Here is a 20,671-nt window from a genome sequence, read left to right on the forward strand (position 1 = left end):
AAAGTACCCCCATCACCATCAAGCTAAGGGTATCATGACGGTATATGCGAGTGTATTTTTTGGGAATTTCTACGACTACACTAAAAATGTGCATAACAAATAAACCTACCAAGAGGTGTTTTGAAAAATATTATGCGACTTTGAAGCTCTTTAACAACGTACACTCATACATAACGCCGAGGATATCAAAGACTGTTTTCTTTTCGTAACGATGAGATTTCCGTCCGTTTTTCTCTAAAAGGTTGAACAGACGTAGGAAAATCTTTGATAATTCTTGGGTGCCCCTTTGTAATCCTTGGTAAAACAATAGATAATAATTCTTTATCATATAAATGGATTTGTATTCACTTAACTCTTTCTTTTTCTTATCCAAGAGTAACTGACGCATTTTAAACATAGTAGATGTACAGAGTAAAATGCTAATAAGTTGCCCATATAAATGGCATTCTAAGCGTTCCTTCTTAATTTCTTTGCACTTGTGAATTTGAAAGAAAGATTTCCATGTTTTGAACAAAATTTCAATTTGCCAGCGTAATGAATATAACTCATGGATATGTTTCGTTGGAACATTTTCTGCAGAAAGATTTGTAATATACACGTTGATTCCACTCAACCGTTTACTTCGTTCTTTGTAGATAATACCTTTCTTTTTTTCTTTTTTTCTTTTTTTCTTTTTTAGCTTGTTCCTTCATTCTTCTCTCTGTTTGTTCCTTTGTTAATCGATGAATAATAACACGAGCTGGTAATTTTTGATACTGTCCAATGTACGCTTCTGAAATTTCCATTGTTTGACCATGGGATAATTGATTCATGAGCTCTTCCATATCTAATTGAATATAGAGTGTTCCTTTCTTCTTTATGAATTGTTACTCTTCTGTTGTATCTTGTTTAGCCTTACCAATAAACAAGAATGGTACAGCATTAATCAATTTTTAAAGAAAAATTCATAAAATAAAAAACGCTATTCTTTCTGTAGAATCACGGGAAGAATAGCGTTTCTCCCTTTAAGGGAGATCTTTCTTGATTAGGTTGTTAGTAATCGGGTTAACCTCTTCTTACTCATCATAAGGACGAAACTTTTCTCTTAATCCTTCTAATTCTTCTTTTTTGGCTTCTACATCAGCTTTTAGAAATAAACTCACATTCCCTAGTTTTTTAACTGGTGTTAATTTACCAGACTTAATCATAACACTCATACGGGAACGGCTAACATCTAAAATCTCCATTGCTTCCGATGTTATAAGAACTTCGTTTCTAATGAAATTATCTATTTCTTCCCTAGAATTTAAATGATACTTCATTCGTCTTCACCTCTCATACATAACTTAATTATCAATAGAATAGCATATACAATGCATACAACTACAAATGCCCAGCCCAACTTAGTCTTTACACTAAAATCATTAGATAGTAACCATAAGAACAGAACAACAAAAATACTTAAATCAATTAGTTTTAATCTCTTCATCATTTTTTGGTGATCGATGTTATAATAATGAGGGGAAACTGGCTGTCAACCTTATCCCTCAACTTGGTTATTTGCGCTTGCGTTTATTACGCTTCCGCTTTTTGCTTTGTTGTAGTTTCTTAGTCGCTTTAGTATGGATGTCTAAACCTAAGTTTATGATTCCGAACACTGAAGCGATTATTGCTACAACGTCTTTAATTGCTTCGATCACCTTACCTCCTTCTTATTCACTTAATACATTGTAATATATCTATATTGGTATGGATATATTTAATTTACTTAATATACTTAAATTATATAAAAACAAAGCCCTTAGACTCCTTCAATTTTACTCAGTGTAATAATAAGACTACTCCCCATCAAACTATGAAAGTCCACCTCTCTTCAAAGACCTTAGCTTGGATAATGCGTCAAGACATCTATAAGAAGAATATGATCTTACACATACTCAAAATTCTTTGGTGTTTCAGAAACAAATAAATAATAACAGTAAATAAGAAGTTAAAAAGCCCCCTATGTCCTTATTTTTTTCTGATTTTCTATTAACTATTCGGTATGTGAAATTTTAAATATGTTTTGTTTTGTTGTTTTTTTTATTTACGACCTTAAATTTGTATAGTATTTTATATAGATTCTATGTTAAAATATAAATAGAAAATTTGTTTCCATTGTTTATACTCTATTGTACGTAGCGTGAAGGACAAACCTTACGCCCAGTTAACTCGGGCGAGGTTTGTCCTTTTTTTACTTTAAGGGGTACCGCCACATCGCTATCAAGCTAAGCTCATACAACATCAATTATAGTAGAGGTTGTTTCCTTTTTCTAAAGACTACGTATAGGAAATTTAAAGATTTGCATACGAAATAAACCCTATCGGGTTTCGCTTTTTTGAATTAAGCGGCTTGATTATCAGACAGGGTACAATTGTAAACGACACCTAATATATCAAAGACCGTCTTTTTCTCATATCGATGAGATTTCCGTCCACTTTGCTGTAGGAGGTTGAACAGGCGAAGTAAAACCTTTGATAGCTCTTGGGTGTCTTTCTGTATAGCTTGGAAAAAAGAAGAAAATAATTTTTAATCATATATATGGCCTTATACTCACTCAATTCTTGTTTCTTTTTCATAAGAAGTAATTGCCGCATTTGAAACATCGTAGAAGAACAGAGTAGAATGGCAATCAATTGTCCATACAAATGGCACTCCCATCTTTCTCGTTTTATCTTTTTACACTGATGAATTTGAAAGAATGACTTCCACGTTTTAAATAAAATTTCGATTTGCCAACGTAAAGAATACCAATCATGTACTTGTCCCATCGGGACAGTATCTGTGGGGGTGTTTGTCATATATACATTGATACCACTGAGTCGTTTACTACGAGGAGAATACTTCATTCCTTTCTTTTTTTCTCTTACAATTTGATCTTGTAATCGTTTTTGTTGTTGTTCTTTTGTTAGCCGATGAATAATCACACGAGTTGGTACTTTATCAGTCATTCCTACATAAGCTTCGGATATTTCACATGTTTGTCCTGGTTGAAGAGAGTTCATTAAGACCTCCATATCTATCTGTATATACTCTGTACCTTTCTTGATCCTTCCATCTTGAAAATAATCAGGAGTGGAATTTTTTTGATAAATACGTGTATTGGATTTAATACGAGAGATATAGTAAGCCTTTTTATCTTGTATATGTTGAAGATCTTTCAAATGAAAATACCCTAAATCTCGGATACATAAATCATTTGCTGCCACAGTTGGAACACATAGAGAACCGTAGGTTCGATCATGTTGTTTACCTGGACCTGTATGGATATGCAGGAACTGTCCACTTAATAGATCATACTCAAGCTGAATTTTCACCCCCGCTGTATGGCTGCATCCTCCTGCACCTGGATAAACAGATGAAAATACATCGGGAAGTTGAAATGCAGTTGAATCCAGGATACGAATACGCTTGAAAATAGAAGTGTATGGAGAAGAGAACAGCTTAGTTGAAGATAACTTTTGATTGAGAAGTTCGGCTAACACTTGTTGTAGAAATTGCACGGCTGTGGCATTAAATCGTTGATTCAGTCCTTCAGGACTGATGAGCACTTCTGTTGATGCTTCTAAACAGCTACATAACTGAGTTAAAGAGGTTTTAGCGACATTTTGACTAATCCATACACATAAAGCTACTAAATCTTTTTCTTGGTACTTACTGGTCCGTTGTACGAAACCGACATCTCTAGCAAAATCTAGTAAGATATTTGGAGATAAAAATCTTTGAATCTCCTGAGCAAATAGTTGTAATCCATCAGATACAGAAATAGACATACAAAAACGCCATCCTTTCCTATGATTCTATAGAAAGAATAGCGTATTTTTAAATTTCGGGGGAATTTTTTTACTAATTTAATATCGATGCAGCAGCCTCGTATAGAAGGACACTTTAAATGTTATTCTTATTTTTTAGTAACATATTTAATTCTTTAGCATCTTTTTTTGTATTTAAAAATGATATTAACCAAGAAAATGCATATATCAAAACTATACTTTCAAGAAAATCAGCAGTTGGGAATATTTCTATCCAATGGTTATATGTAGATATAAGAAAGACAACTATAATCATCATGAAAAAATGGATTACCAAGGCGAACAAATAGCTGATTCTTTCAATATCAAAAATGAATGTAAAAATGCCTGCACAAGCTGAGATTATAAGAACACTTATTATCTCAGCTTGTGTAATAGATATATTATTGTTTCTTGATAGCAAAACTATCATGTATATAAATGAACCAGTTCCTAAACCTGTATACAGTCGATTTTTTAGTTTCAATAAAGTCTTTCCCTTCTTTTTTTATGATTTTAAGATAAGTTTATTTAATTTTGATTGTATATAAAATGTGTAGAATATTCCTCCAAAAAATAACCCTACAGATAGTCCACTTATGGCAGAATAAATTATATTAAACGAAATATTATTATAAAATGATGAATAAATTCCTAAAGTTACATTTAAGACATATTTTACAAAGAAATTAATCAATATAATTATTAATGGAAGGTAACATTTCTTCCTGAAAGTAACCGTCTCTTGCTTGAAAAAAAATTGATATTTTGCATATAACAAATATCCAATCAAAATGCCTGGAAGAATGAAAATTGTATAGCTTATTAAACAATATCCTAAGTAAGAAAATTTAGTGATAATTTTATCTAACCCCCATATCATAAAAATCATGGGAACAAGGAACATTTTAGATAAATTAATTGGTCTTTCTTGAGAAATAGCAATACCCCTTTTTATTAAAATGAATAATAATATCCATACCCATAATGGAGTTCTTATAAATACTTCTTTAATCATAGTATACATTGTATATCCTCCTTTGTTTTTATTAATATTTACACCAAAGGAGATATAAAGAAATACTTTTAAACATAAGTGGTAAAAATCAATACATAAGTGGTTATTGGGAATGTTTTTTTAGCTGTTTTTTTAATGAAGAAACATATTTTCTTGACACAATTACTGTTTCTCTGTTTGAAAGCAATGCTTCCAAATTTCCGTTTGCTTTAGCGGAGAATTTGTTTAAAAAATGAATATTGATAATTATAGTTTTTGAAATTCTAATGAAGTTATATGGAAGTTCAGATTGTAATTTATATAAAGGACTTTTTATCTCAAATATATTTTCTTTTGTATAAACAAAAATTTTCCTTTCAAGATATTCCAAATAAATAACAGTTGAGCAAGAAATTTTTTCTTGTTCACCTTTGTGAGTAGAATTAACTATTAAATAGTTATCAGAACTATTCTCTAGTGTTGATACCATATCTAGAATAAAAGATGTTACTTTGTGAATGTAGAAGGTACAAGATTCTTCTTTAAGCTTTTCAATAATTTTAATGTTTACTTTCATTTTCTACCATATTTCCCTTTCTTTAAAATAAATTTTAATGTTTGTTTGAAACAAAGTTTAATCTAAGTCAAAATAGTATTTTATATGAATATTATTAAAAAATCTATTAACATATTTCTTCGCATATTTTTTATAAACATCGTAACATTATTTTTACCCCTCCATAATTGCCATCAATTTGAGAAATGTATTCTTCTCAAAAATGAAAATCACCCTAAGATCCTATGGACAACTATGAAAGGATGAAATTTTCGTTTTGGGGATATTTCAGAAGTTTAGCTTGATAGCGATGTGGCGATACCCCTACCAGAAGAGAAATTTCAGACGTATGTGGTGCTATGGGGATATTTAATCCCACACGGAGTTTTCAATCAGCCTAATAAATGGGTAAATACATATACGATAAGCCCTTCAGATACATATGTTTTAGTAACAAAATTCAATCCTAAAGAGTATGAATATATGATTTATGAAGAAACAAGGGTTACTAGACAATTGCATCAAATATTAGAACCTTATGGAATAGATATTAATAATGAATTTGAAGAATTCGTAAAGTTGGAAGAAATCCCTAAAGCAGCCATAAGCAAAGTAAAAGATTGCTTAATAGAGAAAAAGTGTATGAATGATTATCCAGAAGACTTTCCAGTAGTCGACGGCTATGAATATATAATTAAGGGCGAGAAAAAGAAACTCATTATTGTAACTGAAACTTATCGTAAGACAGTTACAAATGGATTTATTTATGTATTTAAAACGCATGACAATAACTGGTATCAATATTATGCAGAAGACGCAAGTAAAGACTGTTGGATCATGAAAGAAATATATGATGATGAATTAGACGATTTACCAATTACATCTTATGAACTTATTGAAACAGAGAAACGTGAAATTCCAGAAGAAGATTTAAAGGCTAATATTAGTTGGGAAGAATTACTCGATCCGAATAGGGAATGTGATTTCTATTACTCTGATAAAATGTTTGCAATGAGTTTCTTAGCAAATGAGGGAAGATATAATGTAGTGAACATTGATGGGGAATGGAAAATATATAGTGAAATGGTTTTTAAAGGAGAAGCACCATTTTCTAAATGGGATGATTTAGAATATATCGGGACAGCTAAACAAGGGGCAACTGAAGGAAAACAATTTACTCCAAAAGAAATGATGCAATTTGCAGTGTATATGAGAGAAAAGAGAGAGAAGTCATCATTGCATTAATCAAAAGGGTGTAAGAATTGGGATGAATCCTTAAGCTATTAAGGGGGGACGGCAACGATTCGAGGTATGAGGGGCCACTATGAAAGAAAATCTAATTGATACAATAAAAACCGTAGAAATTAAATATTTCCACGGTTTTTATTTTTACCTAAGATTCTTTTAATTATTTTACAACAATATAGAATTTACCTGGCATTTTTTCTTGTGCATCTTGAAATGTTTCTAAAATTATATCTGCCTCTTGACCTAACATATTTTGACTTTCCTTAAAAAACTCCCACTCTATTGTTAACGGAAGAATGACCCATGCCGTTAAGCAATCCCATAGTGCATCAGCATTTTCCCCATAATAATCAGGGAGATCTAATTTTTCCTTTAATACTTTGTGTAAAACTTCTTCACTTGTAAATTGTCGACCATCTAAATTTAAAAATTCCATAAAAACTTCTCCTACTTTATCTCAGTAAATGTTTTATAATGATCCGAGGTTTTATAAATTAGTCCATCACTAGAATAGACAATTCTATCATTACCTCGATAACCTGAAATATAATTAATATCCGCTTCATACCAAGTTCTACCCGGAACGTCGGGTAGTTGCTTCTTTCTGTTTTCAAAAATATCGCCACCTATACTTTTACCAGGAGCTACTCTATGCAGATTGCCATCTCTATTCACCCACCCTAGTGCTTCTGCTTGATCTTTTGTGATGAAATTATCCGGTAATTTCTTATTTTGTTTTATATACTGAGCGACTTCATCAAAACCCGTAGGATATTTCGTGAATTTTGTATTTTTGGCAGCCGCTTCTAAAGCCTTACCTTTCTTCTCAAGATCAGCAGCCTTTCCAAAAACTTTACCAACAACTCGTGTTGTACCACCAGATACGACAGCCAGTGTCCCCCATACATAATCTTCTGGACCATATTTTTGACCTGTTACTAAGTCTTCCCCTTTTATGAGTTGTCCAATTTCTTTTCCTGTACCAATTATAGGCGTAATACCCAATACGAAAGATAAATCTCCATCATTCTTACGATCATATACTCTAGATGGATCACCACCTAAATCACGTAGTGCATTACTCAAGTCAATATTTCCAATGTTTTGGGATGCTGCAGGTACATCAATTTTATAACTCGCAATTTTATTAGTAGAGTCCATAATATTATTGGCAGCATCTAATCCAGACATAATATCTGTATGTAGTGTTGGAAATGCTTGTTGAGCTTCTGCAACATGCGTTGAGACACTATTAATTAGTCCATCAGCCATTACTGCTTGTTTATGAAGTGATGCCCCAGCTTTTTGTACTGAATCTCCAAACTTATGGAAACTTTGATTTACTACGCGTAAATCACTGGCCATTTGTTTATATTCAGGTAGTCTGTTTTTGAATCCTTCCTGCATGGCAGTAAGTTGCTGTCCATAGTCGCGAACACCATCTGCAAATTTTTCTATTTCACCTTTTGGTAATGTGCCAACCCATTTTTCTGCTGGTTCGATAAACACCTTATTAATTGAGAGCGAGTAAGCTGTTGTCATGTCCATAAACATTATCATGGCATCTGTTCCTGCATCTACAGTATCTACAAACCAATCCAACATTTGCTTTTTATAGGCTGTCATACTATTTTTATAATCCGTTAAACCATTCACATAGTTTTGAAGGTTAGCTTTATCCTGTTGTACTAAATATTTACCTTCTTGAATTTGTTGAATAATATTACCTGAATCCTTATTCGCTTTATCGATAATCATAACACTATCTTTTAGTAGCATTAATTTATGGATTTTCCCGAAATCCTGATTCATCATCTCTAAAGTTGCGATAGTAGAATTGTATTTTTCTCTTACAGCTGGATCAGCTTCTTTTTCATAAATCTTATCTACAGTATTCTTCAATTCAGATTTTTTTAGTGTCGTTAATAATTGAGAAACACTTTGTGCGAATTCACTTGATTCAACTAAAGCCGCATCATCATTTTTAGTTTCTTTTGCTTTTTTATAGCGTTCGGAATATTTTTTTACTAACTCAGCACTCGTTTTTAAATCGTCAATATCATGACGAATTGTATCTATTTTATTAGACAAGGATTGATCAAACACGACTGCAAATAATTTTTGCACAACGTATGTTTGACCATTGTAGTTCACCTTAAACCATAGAGGACCGTCTTCCCCTACTACTTCAAGAATTTCATCCTTTCTAACTTTTATCGGGTCAAATCCCCTTACAACTGTTCTGGATTTGTAGATATTTTGGTCGAGGGATTGGATTGTTATCCACCCTTTTACCATTTTACCTGTTCTATCGAATTGGAACTGTTTTCCTTTGTAGGTTACATCGCCTTTTTGAATCACACCGTTATCGTCTGCATAATACCAATGGGTAGTTTGAGAGAACCATCCTTTTTGTGCAGCTCCACTTACCGTATCAAAATAGTAGTCCTTTCCGTCTACGGTATTCCATCCTAAAGCTAGATTACCATTTTTATCGAAGAGATAGGTATCATCCCCTGAACGTAATAATCCAGTATGTTTCACGCCTGGTTTGTCATAATAGTATTTCTTTTCTCCATCTACAACCCAGCCAACCGATTCATTGTTTTTTATACCTGATGTTGCCATGATTGTCCTATATAAGAACACAGAAAATTGCTCTCTTGTGACAAGTCCATTTGGATTAAAATTTCCATCACCAGTACCATTTGTGATTTTATTCCCAGCTAATATTTTGACATATTCGTTAGCCCAATGACCTTTCATATCCGTAAAGTCAAAATTCCCTTGCGGTTTTAAATCGAATGTTCTGACAAGCACTGCAGCCATTTCAGCACGCGTCATATTATTTTTCGGATTGAATTGTTTCTCTACATTTACGCTAAATATGCCCCGTGCAGTAAGTGCCAAAATTTCCTTTTTAAAATTGCTGTCACCAATATCAACAAATGGATTATTGGTACTATCTTGCGGTTTTAAATATCGGTACAAGAAAGCAGCAAGATGTTCGCGAATAATAGGATTCGTAGCACCGAAATACCCATTTCCGTATCCTGTTATAATCTTATTCTCAGCCATATACATCATTTCTTTATATGCCCAGTGAGTTTTAGGAACGTCAATAAATGATGATGAATTTCCTTGATTATTTTGTTCTGCATACGCTGTTCCTACTGTACTGAATAATAAAATACATATCACAGAACTTAAAAATAATTTCTTAATTTTATTCATAATAAATCTCCTATTCAATTTTTAAAAATATAATTGCAAAATTAGCACTTATTTTATCCTTCATTTACGGCATTTTATATAATTATCAAATTTCTATTCATACTGATATTTCGCATAAGGACAACCTAAGTCATTCTGTCTAAACAATAATTAATTCATAAGATGTTTCATTTTTTTAATGTAGTAGCCCGTTTATAGAACCTTCTTAATATACAGTAAAACCAAATTTTTAAATTTGAAAATCCCTTAGTGTAAAATTCGCATTATGTTGACGAGAACCACAATAATGCCAGTCTCCTTTCTCTTTGATGCGGCCTATTTGATTTAAAACTTCGACTTCCTCTGTAAACATTGGTGTATAGGTAGAAAATAATTAAAATAATGATAATATAAGTCCTATGATTTTCTTCATACTCGCATCTCCTTATCAATTCGTAAAAAACCTTTTAATTATATATTAGGTTTTATTGCTATTAAAATAAAAAAATATAAATATGCATAATTGCATATTTACCTTCTCAATAGAGTGTACCCTAGAAAAAATCCTTTCCTTGATATTATTAGTCTCAGAGACTCTCAATAAAACTTATCAAAAATACAATTGAAATGAGGAGAAAAATGGTTTATGGATACGCTCGTGTCAGTGCACAAGATCAAAATCTAGGTACACAGATTGAACAGCTCATGAAATATGGAATAGATGAAATTATTAAAGAAAAAATAAGTGAAGTAACCAAACAAAAGCCAGAATTAGACACTATACTTTCAAAACTAACTACTGGGGATACTTTAGTCGTAACTAGAATGGATCGTTTAGGTCAAAATACCATTCAGCTATTACAATTAGTAGAACAACTTCGGGAAAAGGATGTTCACTTTGCGATTTTAAATTTAGGAATAGATACGAGAACGCCAACAGGAAAATTCTTTTTAACTGTCATGGCTGCCTTTAGTGAACTTGATCGAGAAATGATTAAAGAAAAGCAACGTGCGGGAATAAAGTTAGCGAAACAAAAAGGAGTGTATAGAGGAAGATTGAAGAAATATACGTATAAGCACCCAGGTATGAATCATGCGATTGAATTGCGAAAGCATACCAATAAAACTGTTAAAGAAATATACCAAATTACAGGTGTGAGTCAGGCCGCTCTGTATCGTAGATTAAAAGAACTTGAATAAAGTTCTTTTTTTGATTTGTAATTAAACCCCAGAGTGGCCCCTCATACTGAGAATCGTTTCCGTACCCCTTAAGGATTCTCTTTTTTTTGTATCTAAATCCAAAAATAAAAAGATAAGATCCTGGAACACGATCTTATCTTCAGCGTAAGGAGTAAACAAAAGAATAACCATCATATTCTTATCATAATTTATTTTTTGTTAATTTTTGAATATTATAACCTCATTTAACAAGTAGGGGTACCGCCACATCGCTATCAACCTAAGAAAAGCAAATACCCAAAAACGAAAAAATGGACTGAAATCTCATATACACCTATGAAAAGACCAAATTTTCTTTTTGGGGCGCTTCAAAATGTTAGCTAGATGAATCTGTTTCGTAACCTCTACTATCAAATTTGCGTACGCTTTATATAACTACTAAAAATCCCTATCGTATATCCTAATAAACCGACAACTAAGATATCTCCACCATTTGTAAATAAAGAATTGGATAGAAGGATGGATGTTTTTTCATTAACAAATAATTGTTTTATAAATGGTGTGATTGCCAATAGACGTACTAAAGCATAAAAAAGGATCACTTGCCAACTTGTAATGGAAGCGTCCTTAAATATTATTTTTTGACGTTCATCGCCCTTTGATAAACCTCCACCTTCTCCTGCTAAGTTGCGTGTAAATAAGCTAAATATTCCAACCAAAATAATTATTAAAATAATTTCCATTCTAATCTTTCCTTTACAAATAAATTTATTGTTTATGCATCCAAATTAAGAATTACGCCTTCCAACAAACATATGGATAATTTGGTAAACAATAGGGTATAAAAAGACTAAAAAAATTAACGGTTTGTTATGCATATGGTTAAAGTTCCATGTTCCTTCTGATATAAATAAAATACCTACAGTTAATACATACATAATAAAACAACAAATTGCTAAGCTTTTCTGTCTGATATGTAAAAACATTTCATCGATAAAATGATCGTTCTCTTTTTTACCTTTTAAAATTCTCTTCATGAATAATGATTGCAAAATGAGCGTAGCTACAAATAACGTGGTGATAGAGAGCTGTTGCTTCTGATACCACTCAAGCGCAAGTAAACCCATAATCAAAATGTAAAAACTAGTAAATACGATATTAATTCCATTCTTCATTTGTTATTTCTCCTCATCTAGCTTTTATAAATAAACAATTGATCAACTGTTACACCAAGATTTTTCGCCAAACTAAAAGCAAGTTCCAATGTAGGATCATATTTATTATTTTCTATTGCATTAATCGTTTGTCTTGAAACATGACATAATTTAGCTAAATCATCTTGGGAAAGTTTTTTCTCCTTACGTAAAATCCGAATTACGTTCTCCATTTATATAAACATCACCCCTAATTTTGTCAAAAACTTTTTACATTTATAAAATATAAACAAAATACCCCCTAAAATGAAAAAATACGCTAGCTTTCTGTAAAATCATAGGAAAGGATGGCGTTTTTTTTCATTATTTTATAGTAAAATAGGTCTCATGGTATGAATGTACAATTTAGATATTTGCCCAATGAACCATATGCTTTTAGAACTGAGAAAGACCTTGAAATAAATAAGTTATATATTTTAAGACAGTAATTTTCCAAGCAGTATAGATGGGAACGTCAAGAACTTAAATGATTTAAGATTCACACTATATAAAAGTTGAAGTATACGACTAAGGAAAGAGTGCTTTGCAGTGTGCTGCATATTCAAGAATTAATCTTACGTAGGGAGTGCTTATATGAAAAGCATGAAAAATGTAATATTGTTAGTAGTATTTTTCATATTTTTAAATGGTTGTAATCAAGTTAATGAAGATGAGGTACAAAAATATATAAAAGAAAAACACGGAATCGATGTTGTTGTAACACATATGAGCCCTTTAAATGAAAATAATATGGGACATGCATACCATAATGTGCAAGTAAAGAATAATAAAAATATTCAATTTCGAGTAGAGGTAGATGGTCTCTTCTATTCATCCATAAAAAGTGATGAATACAAATATGGAAAAAAAACATATGAGGCATATCAGAAATTCCAACCAACTCTAGAAGAAATAAAAAAGTTAGGGTACGTGGAAACTAAAACTGATAACACTCTTCAATATTTGTCAGAGGATAGAAGATCAGATGAAGGAAAACCAACTAATGAATTATTATTAACTTTGCAAATGAGTAACGAGATTGACTTTAGCCAATTTGAATCAATAGAATTAGATCGTTTATATACTCTATTTCAACTCATCCAGAAAAATAATAAAAAGATAACAGAACTTGAAATTAAGGATTATAATGGAAAATCTTTAGGTGGACCTTTTAAAAATGTGCAAAAAATGATAACAAAAGAAGAGCTGTTATTAACAATGAAAAAAACGATGAACAATACCATAGACATTTATTTGGAAAATCGGATTAAAAATCATACAAAAATAGAAGAGAGATTAATTGCAATTCAAAACAATCGTTTTGAATTACAAGATATTTCTTATGCAAATTTGGAATATATGGATGTTCGAGGATATAAGGTGAATTTAATTATTAATACCGGTAGTAATGAATTTGAAAATAATCCCCTTGTAATTAAAGATTTAATCAAGGTAACCACAATCCTTAAAGAAGAACTATATAATAAAAAATTTCAGATATATTTACAAACTAAGAATGGAACAAGATATACACCTTGGTTATCATCAGAAGAAATTAAAAAAGCTATCAATATCGAAGAACTTGTAAAAGAGCGATATCCTAAGAATTAAATTTAAAGTACTGTTGCTGTTTGTTATTTGATGGGAAAGCATGATATTTCGATTTGTTCCGCCAGCTTGCAAATTAGGGTTCAGTTGTAAAGTTTATTAACAGGTAGAAAGTTAGAATAAGTATAGTCCAATCTGATTGAAGAGGAAGTACGACATCATCTTAAATTAGGGGTACAGACACATGCCCATCAAGCTAAAGAAGTAGGTCACCCCCAAAAAGAGAAAATATGTTAAATTCTCATAGATAACTATCTTACATTAATTACATAATATAGTGCGATATAATAATGTAAAGATATTATATTTAAAGGGGGGATTCAAATTGGTTAAAAACTTACCTTTACTAATAGTGATTTTAATACTAGGTGTAAGTTCTTCTACATTAAGCACGAACGGATACTTTTCTCCAGTTATAGAATGGTCTTTAATGATTATAAGTATTATTTTAAACATTACTGCAGTGATAGGTTTATCACTACACGTCCTTGTATATCAACCTATGAAAAGATTTAATAAAAATTTAAAAGAGACCTTCAAATAAAATAATTATATTTGAGGCAACACCACATCGCCATCGAGCTAAAAAAATGTATCCATAAAAAGAAAAAATACGCTATTCTTTCTGTAGAATCATAGGAAAGTATGACGTATTTTTTCATTTGAAGGGAAAACTTTGTTTTATTAGTTTGATAGCGATTGAGTAGCACCAAAGCGTTTAAGAATAAAACTGTACAACAGTTATTTGTTAGGTTTTCTATACTTCAGTTAAAAAGAATTTTTAAAAATCAGTACGTTTATAAATTCTCACTGTTAAGAAGTAAGAACCGATAAATATAAGCATGGTAACGATTGAAGCAATTATAATTAGTTGATTAATAGTAAAATGTGTAGTAACGCTATATACAAGGTCAGTAATATTTACATATGCCTCAATTGGTCTCCATAAAACAACACATACAGGGAAAATAATGCTGACAGCAGCCATCAAATATTTATTGGTGAAGCGATAGAAAAATGGTAAGTAGATAGACGTAAACAACATGACAGTAAGAACACTAACCACAATTGTCTGTGGAGTTTCAATTTCAACTCCATAAGTCGGGGATGCAACTTGAATTACTGCTTGTATCAATAATGAGAATAGAACTACTAGAATTGTAAACAACACTGTACCAATATATTTTGACATAATAATTTTATTTCTACTATAAGGCAGGCTATTAATAAATTTGTGACTATTATTCTTTTCGTCGTAATAATGTAGATTTATCATATAAGAACCAGCCACCAAAACGACTATGAACCCAAAACTTCCAAACGTCCCTATAAAAAAGCATATACCAAGTAGATAGAGTAAGATCAATAATTTTTGCAATCTAAAATCCTTTAATATTAAATTATACATATTGAACATTCCCCTTTTTTGTATAGTACATAATATCTTCTAATGTCGCTTCTTCAATTAATACATCATTCCCTAATTGCGTACGTGAACGGCTGGCGTTACTTGTGAGTGCTTCAAACCCCATGTTTGTTTCACGAATCCCGATTAATTGTTCTCTGATTTTAGGCGTAAGCAAGGATTTATCCCCTTTTACAGTTGCATATTCTTCAGAAATACTATGTATATCTTTTTCAAACACAATCTCACCATTATGAATAAATACAATATAATCAGCAATACGATCTAAATCAGTGGTAATATGTGTGGAGAAAAAAATTGTTTTATCTTGATCGACCATTAAATCATAAAGAATGTCTAAAAGTTCTCTTCGAAATACAGGATCGAGTCCAGATGTCGGCTCATCCATAAGTATAAAATCGGCATGGTGTGAAAGTGCAAACGCTAGGGAAGTCTTCATTTTCATCCCTGTAGACATCTCTTTCATTTTTATGTTAGTTGGTAACTCAAAGCGTTGTAAGTAAGATTGGAACTGATTTTCATCCCATTTTTTATACGCTGGAGCAATGAATTTTTTCAGTTGATGAATTGTCATATCTTCATAATAGATATTGTCATCGTATACGAATCCTATACGCTCTTTAATAGAAACTTGGTCCTTTTGATGATCTTTACCGAAAACTGTGATATCTCCGCTATCCTTGCTAATAAGATCCATAATAAGTTTAATTGTCGTACTTTTCCCAGCACCATTTGCGCCAATAAATCCCGTTACAAACCCCTTTTTGATGTTGAACGATGCATTTTTTAAAGAAAATCCCTTATATGTTTTTGAAACATTTTTCACTTCTACAATGTTCTCCATTTTTATTCCTCCTCATAAATATGATTAATAATTTGTATTAACTCATCCCTTAATAAATGATTAGCCTTACTCTCTCGAACGATTGTACTGAACTTTTCACGTATTGGATCACTTGGTTCATCCGCTCGTTGTTTCTTTGTTTGTTTTGCAACAAACGAGCCTTTCCCTACTATAGAGTAGATGTAACCCGCCTTTTCAAGTTCTTCGTACGCTCTTTTTGAAGTAATAACACTTACCTTCAAGTCTCTTGCTAATGAACGCATAGAAGGTAACGAATCATCTACTTTCAATGTTTCATTTGATATTTGTAATATAATCTGATCAATGATTTGTTGATAAATAGGAGACTTAGACTTATTAGATAGTAAGATTTTCATGATTCAACTCCTTGCCTTTTAAATGCTTATGAATACATTATATACAATGTGCACAATATATACAATATATACATTTGGAACGATGTTAATTTTTCATATAGGATACCGTCATATTGATATAAAGGCGTTATCCTTTCCTATGATTTCTCAGAAAGAATAACGCCTTTTTCATTTTAGGGGGTATTTTGTCTTGTTAGCTTGATAGCGATGGGGTAGCACCACATGTCCATCAACCTAAGATTTTGAATTATCCCTAAAACGAAAATTTCATTCTTTCATAGTTGTCCATAGAAGTTCAGTTCGTTTTTTTCGTTTATGGGAAGAATTTATTTCTTAACTTGATAGCGCTGTGACGATTCCCCTAAGAGACCTAAAAAAACTATGTAAAGAAGGTTTTCCAAAAGATTAAGCATAGCGCTACTCTTTTTGGAAAACCCATAATCGATAAATTCGTGTTATTATTCTTGATATTGCTGTTGAACCGCCTCTGGTAGTTCCCCAAAGATTATTCTTTTAAAAATGTTAATAATTCTTCATTAAATTCTTTTGCATGAGTTACGTTTAATCCATGAGGACACCCTGTATTAGAGCAAGTTTACTATCAGGAATGGAATCATATGTACGTTTTCCACTAAACTCAAAAGGTACAGTTGCATCAGAGTCATCGTGAATTATAAGATTTAATATCAAATGTAAAACTTACCAATATATACATATAAACCAGTAGTATAGTTTGATACTAATTTATTTGATTCTTTTATTTATGTGCTTGTTAATTTAGCATAGATGATAAAAAATAAGGTTAATTGTCCTATTATCACAATATTCGGCACTACTATAATTAAATTAATAACAAAAAAGACTGCTAAAATACCTAAAAACAAGCATAAATGATAAATGTTCAAGCGGTGTTGTTCAAACCTGTATTGATGAAAAACAATTGTAGTTGACAGGAAATAGAGCAATACAGAACCAAAAACAAAATATAAGATAAAAGAATAATAGACCTCATTTAAAAATAATAATCTAATGGATGCTGCAACCATACTCAAAGACATTAAAATAAGTAGATGACCGTAAATAATAATTTGACCAGAAGTTTGTCTAGACTTGTCGAGTTTCTTCTCCATGTTATCGAAATATTGCCACCACATCGAAATAATGAGGATAAATGAAATGATCGCAAAGCTTATTGAATCCCAATTTCCTTGTTTAGGTTGAATGACCACAAGAGTGCTTACAAGAGCTTCCCCAAAGAGAATAATGGAAAATAGACCAAATCTCTCTAACAAGTGGGCTGTATTTGTAGGAACCTTTTCTAAACACTTCCTTCCAAGCAGTGGGACAATAATATCGATAAGAATCCCAAAATATAACACAGCATATCGAATCCAAGAATCAAAAAAGACGGATAATAATGAAATAACGATTCCAATCCAAAAATATCTTCCTAAAAAGAGTGCTGCTTTTTTTCGAGCTCCCTCTTCTATACGCTGGACAACAAGATATTGAATTGCAGTCACGACCCTTAAGCCAATATAGCCAATTAAAAAAGAAAGATAATAAGGATCAAAATCAGCTGATAAGCTTGATGTCATTATTAGGACAAAAAACATTTGCAGGATCAAAAAAATTCTTTGATGAAATAAATCTTTTCCAAACCGGTTAACAAAGATGGTTTGCCCTACCCAAGCCCACCAGATCGGAATAAAAATTAAGACAAATTTTACTAAATACTCTGCATGGATTTGACCATCTTCAACATGAAGTAAAACATGAGTCGCAGCCGTCACTGCCGCCACAAATAACAAATCATAAAAGAGTTCTAACCACGTCACTTTCTTTTCTTCCATTTCTGCACTCCCTCCTTATAGTTAATAGTATGCTAAAAATATATAGTAATTGGAAGAGAAAATAATATAGACATAAACATAAACCATCTCTCCTCATTATTGTATTCAACATAATCCCCTGGAACGTCAGTGTTACATTTTATATAGTTGACTACCCTTAAAATTTTAATATTAAAATACAATACTTTTAGGCCATTTAGTTTTTCTCCTATTTTATCCGCTACGATTCTATCTCCACCATATAGGGGTCACCCTACATGCCCATCAACTTAAGAAATTTTAATACCTTTAAGTACAAAAAAGCGTTATCATTTCTAAACAGGATAGATTAAAAATGATAACGTTTTTTATTGTATGGATACTAGCTTATATTAGTCTTTCTGGTGCTGTGATGGTATATCATACTAATTAATAAAATGAAATAGAGACCTTAACAAAACAAGGATCTCTTTAAATTAGAGATTCTGTAACTCAATTAGACCTAATTCTAGATCTAAATCTTTTTGTCTCTTTTTTTAAAACGTTTTCTGCCTGAAGCCCATTGCCATCAAGCTAACAAAACAAAATCCCCCCAGAACGAAATTTTTGCCTTTTATAGCAACGAAGCTGTTTAATGGAAATAAAGTTCTTTTTTATATTATAAAGTTACATAAAAATGAAAGTTGATATTCTCAAATACGAGGGTATCAACTTTATCCATATAAAGGTATAACATTTGAGATAAAGTTATTCAACAAACGGGGAGAATTAATAGGCGGACATTATGGGGTTATTTGAATTTGAAGAACGATTTAAAAAACAAGTAAAATGCTATGAATTATCTGAGGAACAGTTACAATTTACAGCTACACCAAAGAAATGTACACTCATTATAAAATATTTATAGACTAAAAAGAGGCTTTTTATGTTACATGATGATCCAAAAAGTATACATTTACAGCCGGCATCCATCTTTAGATAATTGGCTCTTGATTTCCTGTTCCCTGACGTCCCATCACTTCTATTTCATACTTCTCTAACTAGAATTTAGAAGTCTTTAAAAACTTGAAATCTGCAACAAAAGCTTAATACAATTCCTAAATAATTTTTAAATCTCAGATAATTAAATTTTAGCAGTCAGTATCCTGACTGCTAAAATTTTACTATAGAACTATTTTTCTGTGGCAAAATAAAGCAAGGCTATGGTCGGAAAAGCAATTCCTATCCATAATGTTAGATTCCATCCTCCTAAGGCATATGCCCATCCTCCAATAAAGGATCCAACAGCACCTCCTAAAAAGAAAATAGCCATAAATAGCCCATTTAATCGACTACGAATTTCTGGACTCAACGAGAAAATTAAACGTTGGCTAAGCACAAGGTTTGCAGATACTCCCATATCCAACAGAATTGCAGCAATTACTAAAACAGCTATTCCGATGGGCGAACTACTTTGAATAATAAGTGGTAGTAATAAAGAAATAATAACAACAGTGAGAGCTATCCCAGTGGCGGGTCGTGTCCAGCCAAGATCAGCTAGACGACCACCTATTGGAGCGGCTATTGCACCTGTAATTCCGACAAGTGCATATAATGCTATGGCAGTCTGAGAAAAATGAAAAGCAGGACTAGATAATAATAATGGAACAGTGGTCCAGAATAAGCTGAAAGCCCCAAATACACAAGCATGATAAATGGCACGACGGCGTAAAATTGGAGTAGTTCGTAGTAGTTTCCACATTGAACTAAGTAAGGCGGTATAATTTGTTTTTTCCGTTGGTTTCCTAGTAGGGAGTACCTTCGATAATACAAACGACAAGACAATGATTATAGTAGCAGATAAAGCAAATATTGAATTCCATCCCCAGATATCAGCTACTAAACTAGATATCGGACGCGCAAGCATAATACCTAATAACAGGCCACTCATAACATTACCAACTACACGACCGCGTGCATCTTCCGATGAAAGGTATGATACAAAAGGTACGAGCACTTGCGCTGCGACCGACCCCAGTCCGATAAAGAATGAAGCTACTAATAACATGATTGCGCTCTTTACAAAAACTGTGGCAGTTAGAGCAACTGCACTTAGTAATAACAATATAATTATCAATTTTTTATTCTCAACAATATCCCCTAATGGTACAAGAAATAGTAAGCCAACAACATATCCAATCTGGGTTAGCGTTACAATTAATCCAGCACTACTATTAGAAAGACCAATTACATTACTAATTAAACCAATTAAAGGCTGCGCATAATAAAGATTAGCTACGATGATACCACATGCGGTTGCCAGAAGAATGATTAAACCCGATGAAATTTCCTTATCACTTGCTTTATTTTTAACATTAGACATAACTATTTCCCCCCATACTTTTATTT

The 20,671-nt window shown here is 31.9% G+C and carries 20 protein-coding genes and 3 pseudogenes; 5 read left to right on the top strand and 18 right to left on the bottom strand.

Annotated features, from left to right (window positions below; all coding sequences use genetic code 11):
* Window positions 1–130 precede the first annotated feature (130 nt).
* The 7 genes and pseudogenes from N2V79_RS27020 to N2V79_RS27050 form a co-directional block, all read right to left on the bottom strand.
* A pseudogene (locus N2V79_RS27020) lies at window positions 131–854 on the bottom strand (transposase); the annotation flags it as partial.
* Window positions 855–1,055: 201 nt separating this feature from the next.
* Entirely contained in the window at window positions 1,056–1,301 is a 246-nt protein-coding gene (locus tag N2V79_RS27025; RefSeq protein WP_340720356.1) for a helix-turn-helix domain-containing protein, read from the bottom strand.
* A gap of 234 nt (window positions 1,302–1,535) precedes the next feature.
* On the bottom strand, window positions 1,536–1,679 hold the full coding sequence (locus N2V79_RS27030; RefSeq protein WP_340720357.1) for a hypothetical protein: 144 nt from the start codon (window positions 1,677–1,679) through the stop codon (window positions 1,536–1,538).
* 683 nt (window positions 1,680–2,362) lie between these two features.
* Window positions 2,363–3,792, bottom strand: a pseudogene (locus N2V79_RS27035) (IS4 family transposase).
* A gap of 115 nt (window positions 3,793–3,907) precedes the next feature.
* Window positions 3,908–4,297: a DUF3021 domain-containing protein gene (locus N2V79_RS27040; RefSeq protein ID WP_000769224.1), complete on the bottom strand. Its 390-nt coding sequence runs from the start codon at window positions 4,295–4,297 to the stop codon at window positions 3,908–3,910.
* A 21-nt stretch (window positions 4,298–4,318) separates the two neighbouring features.
* Window positions 4,319–4,837: a hypothetical protein gene (locus N2V79_RS27045; protein WP_340720358.1), complete on the bottom strand. Its 519-nt coding sequence runs from the start codon at window positions 4,835–4,837 to the stop codon at window positions 4,319–4,321.
* Window positions 4,838–4,931: 94 nt separating this feature from the next.
* Window positions 4,932–5,384, bottom strand: a complete 453-nt coding sequence (locus tag N2V79_RS27050) for a LytTR family DNA-binding domain-containing protein (RefSeq protein ID WP_340720359.1) — start codon at window positions 5,382–5,384, stop codon at window positions 4,932–4,934.
* A 291-nt stretch (window positions 5,385–5,675) separates the two neighbouring features.
* On the opposite strand from N2V79_RS27050, the gene N2V79_RS27055 reads away from it, so the two are divergent.
* Window positions 5,676–6,608 (top strand): hypothetical protein, encoded by a 933-nt coding sequence (locus N2V79_RS27055; protein ID WP_340720360.1) that lies wholly within the window; start codon window positions 5,676–5,678, stop codon window positions 6,606–6,608.
* 163 nt (window positions 6,609–6,771) lie between these two features.
* Here the strand turns inward: N2V79_RS27055 and N2V79_RS27060 are convergent, their stop codons facing one another.
* A complete protein-coding gene (locus N2V79_RS27060; RefSeq protein ID WP_000395059.1) occupies window positions 6,772–7,047 on the bottom strand; it encodes a barstar family protein in 276 nt (91 codons plus the stop codon).
* Between the two features lie 11 nt (window positions 7,048–7,058).
* Entirely contained in the window at window positions 7,059–9,845 is a 2,787-nt protein-coding gene (locus N2V79_RS27065; protein ID WP_340720361.1) for an S-layer homology domain-containing protein, read from the bottom strand.
* Between the two features lie 618 nt (window positions 9,846–10,463).
* On the opposite strand from N2V79_RS27065, the gene N2V79_RS27070 reads away from it, so the two are divergent.
* The gene (locus N2V79_RS27070; RefSeq protein WP_109737692.1) at window positions 10,464–11,024 is read left to right on the top strand and encodes a recombinase family protein; all 561 of its coding nucleotides are present in this window, start codon (window positions 10,464–10,466) and stop codon (window positions 11,022–11,024) included.
* Window positions 11,025–11,413: 389 nt separating this feature from the next.
* On the opposite strand, the gene N2V79_RS27075 is transcribed toward N2V79_RS27070, so the two are convergent.
* From N2V79_RS27075 to N2V79_RS27085, 3 genes are read right to left on the bottom strand one after another with little or no spacing between them, the layout of a single operon-like run.
* Complete coding sequence (locus N2V79_RS27075; RefSeq protein ID WP_327898371.1) at window positions 11,414–11,746, bottom strand: hypothetical protein; 333 nt, start codon at window positions 11,744–11,746, stop codon at window positions 11,414–11,416.
* A gap of 45 nt (window positions 11,747–11,791) precedes the next feature.
* Window positions 11,792–12,178: a hypothetical protein gene (locus tag N2V79_RS27080; protein WP_340720362.1), complete on the bottom strand. Its 387-nt coding sequence runs from the start codon at window positions 12,176–12,178 to the stop codon at window positions 11,792–11,794.
* Between the two features lie 17 nt (window positions 12,179–12,195).
* A complete protein-coding gene (locus N2V79_RS27085) occupies window positions 12,196–12,390 on the bottom strand; it encodes a helix-turn-helix transcriptional regulator (RefSeq protein ID WP_033700006.1) in 195 nt (64 codons plus the stop codon).
* 400 nt (window positions 12,391–12,790) lie between these two features.
* Between N2V79_RS27085 and N2V79_RS27090 the strand changes: the two genes are divergently transcribed.
* Both N2V79_RS27090 and N2V79_RS27095 read left to right on the top strand, forming a co-directional pair.
* Window positions 12,791–13,807, top strand: a complete 1,017-nt coding sequence (locus N2V79_RS27090; protein WP_340720363.1) for a hypothetical protein — start codon at window positions 12,791–12,793, stop codon at window positions 13,805–13,807.
* Between the two features lie 322 nt (window positions 13,808–14,129).
* On the top strand, window positions 14,130–14,348 hold the full coding sequence (locus tag N2V79_RS27095; RefSeq protein WP_072941790.1) for a hypothetical protein: 219 nt from the start codon (window positions 14,130–14,132) through the stop codon (window positions 14,346–14,348).
* Between the two features lie 237 nt (window positions 14,349–14,585).
* On the opposite strand, the gene N2V79_RS27100 is transcribed toward N2V79_RS27095, so the two are convergent.
* The 5 genes and pseudogenes from N2V79_RS27100 to N2V79_RS27120 all read right to left on the bottom strand — a co-directional run bounded on the left by N2V79_RS27100 (window position 14,586) and on the right by N2V79_RS27120 (window position 18,304).
* On the bottom strand, window positions 14,586–15,212 hold the full coding sequence (locus N2V79_RS27100; protein ID WP_340720364.1) for an ABC-2 transporter permease: 627 nt from the start codon (window positions 15,210–15,212) through the stop codon (window positions 14,586–14,588).
* Window positions 15,205–16,074, bottom strand: a complete 870-nt coding sequence (locus N2V79_RS27105) for an ABC transporter ATP-binding protein (RefSeq protein WP_016128587.1) — start codon at window positions 16,072–16,074, stop codon at window positions 15,205–15,207. The genes N2V79_RS27100 and N2V79_RS27105 overlap by 8 nt, the downstream gene beginning before the upstream one ends.
* A 2-nt stretch (window positions 16,075–16,076) precedes the next feature.
* On the bottom strand, window positions 16,077–16,451 hold the full coding sequence (locus N2V79_RS27110) for a GntR family transcriptional regulator (RefSeq protein ID WP_016128586.1): 375 nt from the start codon (window positions 16,449–16,451) through the stop codon (window positions 16,077–16,079).
* 505 nt (window positions 16,452–16,956) lie between these two features.
* Window positions 16,957–17,138, bottom strand: a pseudogene (locus N2V79_RS27115) (alpha/beta fold hydrolase); the annotation flags it as partial.
* A 74-nt stretch (window positions 17,139–17,212) separates the two neighbouring features.
* A complete protein-coding gene (locus tag N2V79_RS27120; RefSeq protein WP_340720365.1) occupies window positions 17,213–18,304 on the bottom strand; it encodes a low temperature requirement protein A in 1,092 nt (363 codons plus the stop codon).
* Window positions 18,305–19,067: 763 nt separating this feature from the next.
* Here N2V79_RS27120 and N2V79_RS27125 point away from each other — a divergent pair.
* Window positions 19,068–19,190, top strand: coding sequence for a hypothetical protein (locus tag N2V79_RS27125; RefSeq protein ID WP_257206316.1), 123 nt, complete (start codon window positions 19,068–19,070; stop codon window positions 19,188–19,190).
* A gap of 264 nt (window positions 19,191–19,454) precedes the next feature.
* On the opposite strand, the gene N2V79_RS27130 is transcribed toward N2V79_RS27125, so the two are convergent.
* Entirely contained in the window at window positions 19,455–20,645 is a 1,191-nt protein-coding gene (locus N2V79_RS27130; protein ID WP_069604040.1) for an MFS transporter, read from the bottom strand.
* Window positions 20,646–20,671: the final 26 nt, after the last annotated feature.

This window comes from Bacillus sp. CH_70, assembly GCF_038007045.1.
GTDB classification, from domain to species: domain Bacteria; phylum Bacillota; class Bacilli; order Bacillales; family Bacillaceae_G; genus Bacillus_A; species Bacillus_A cereus.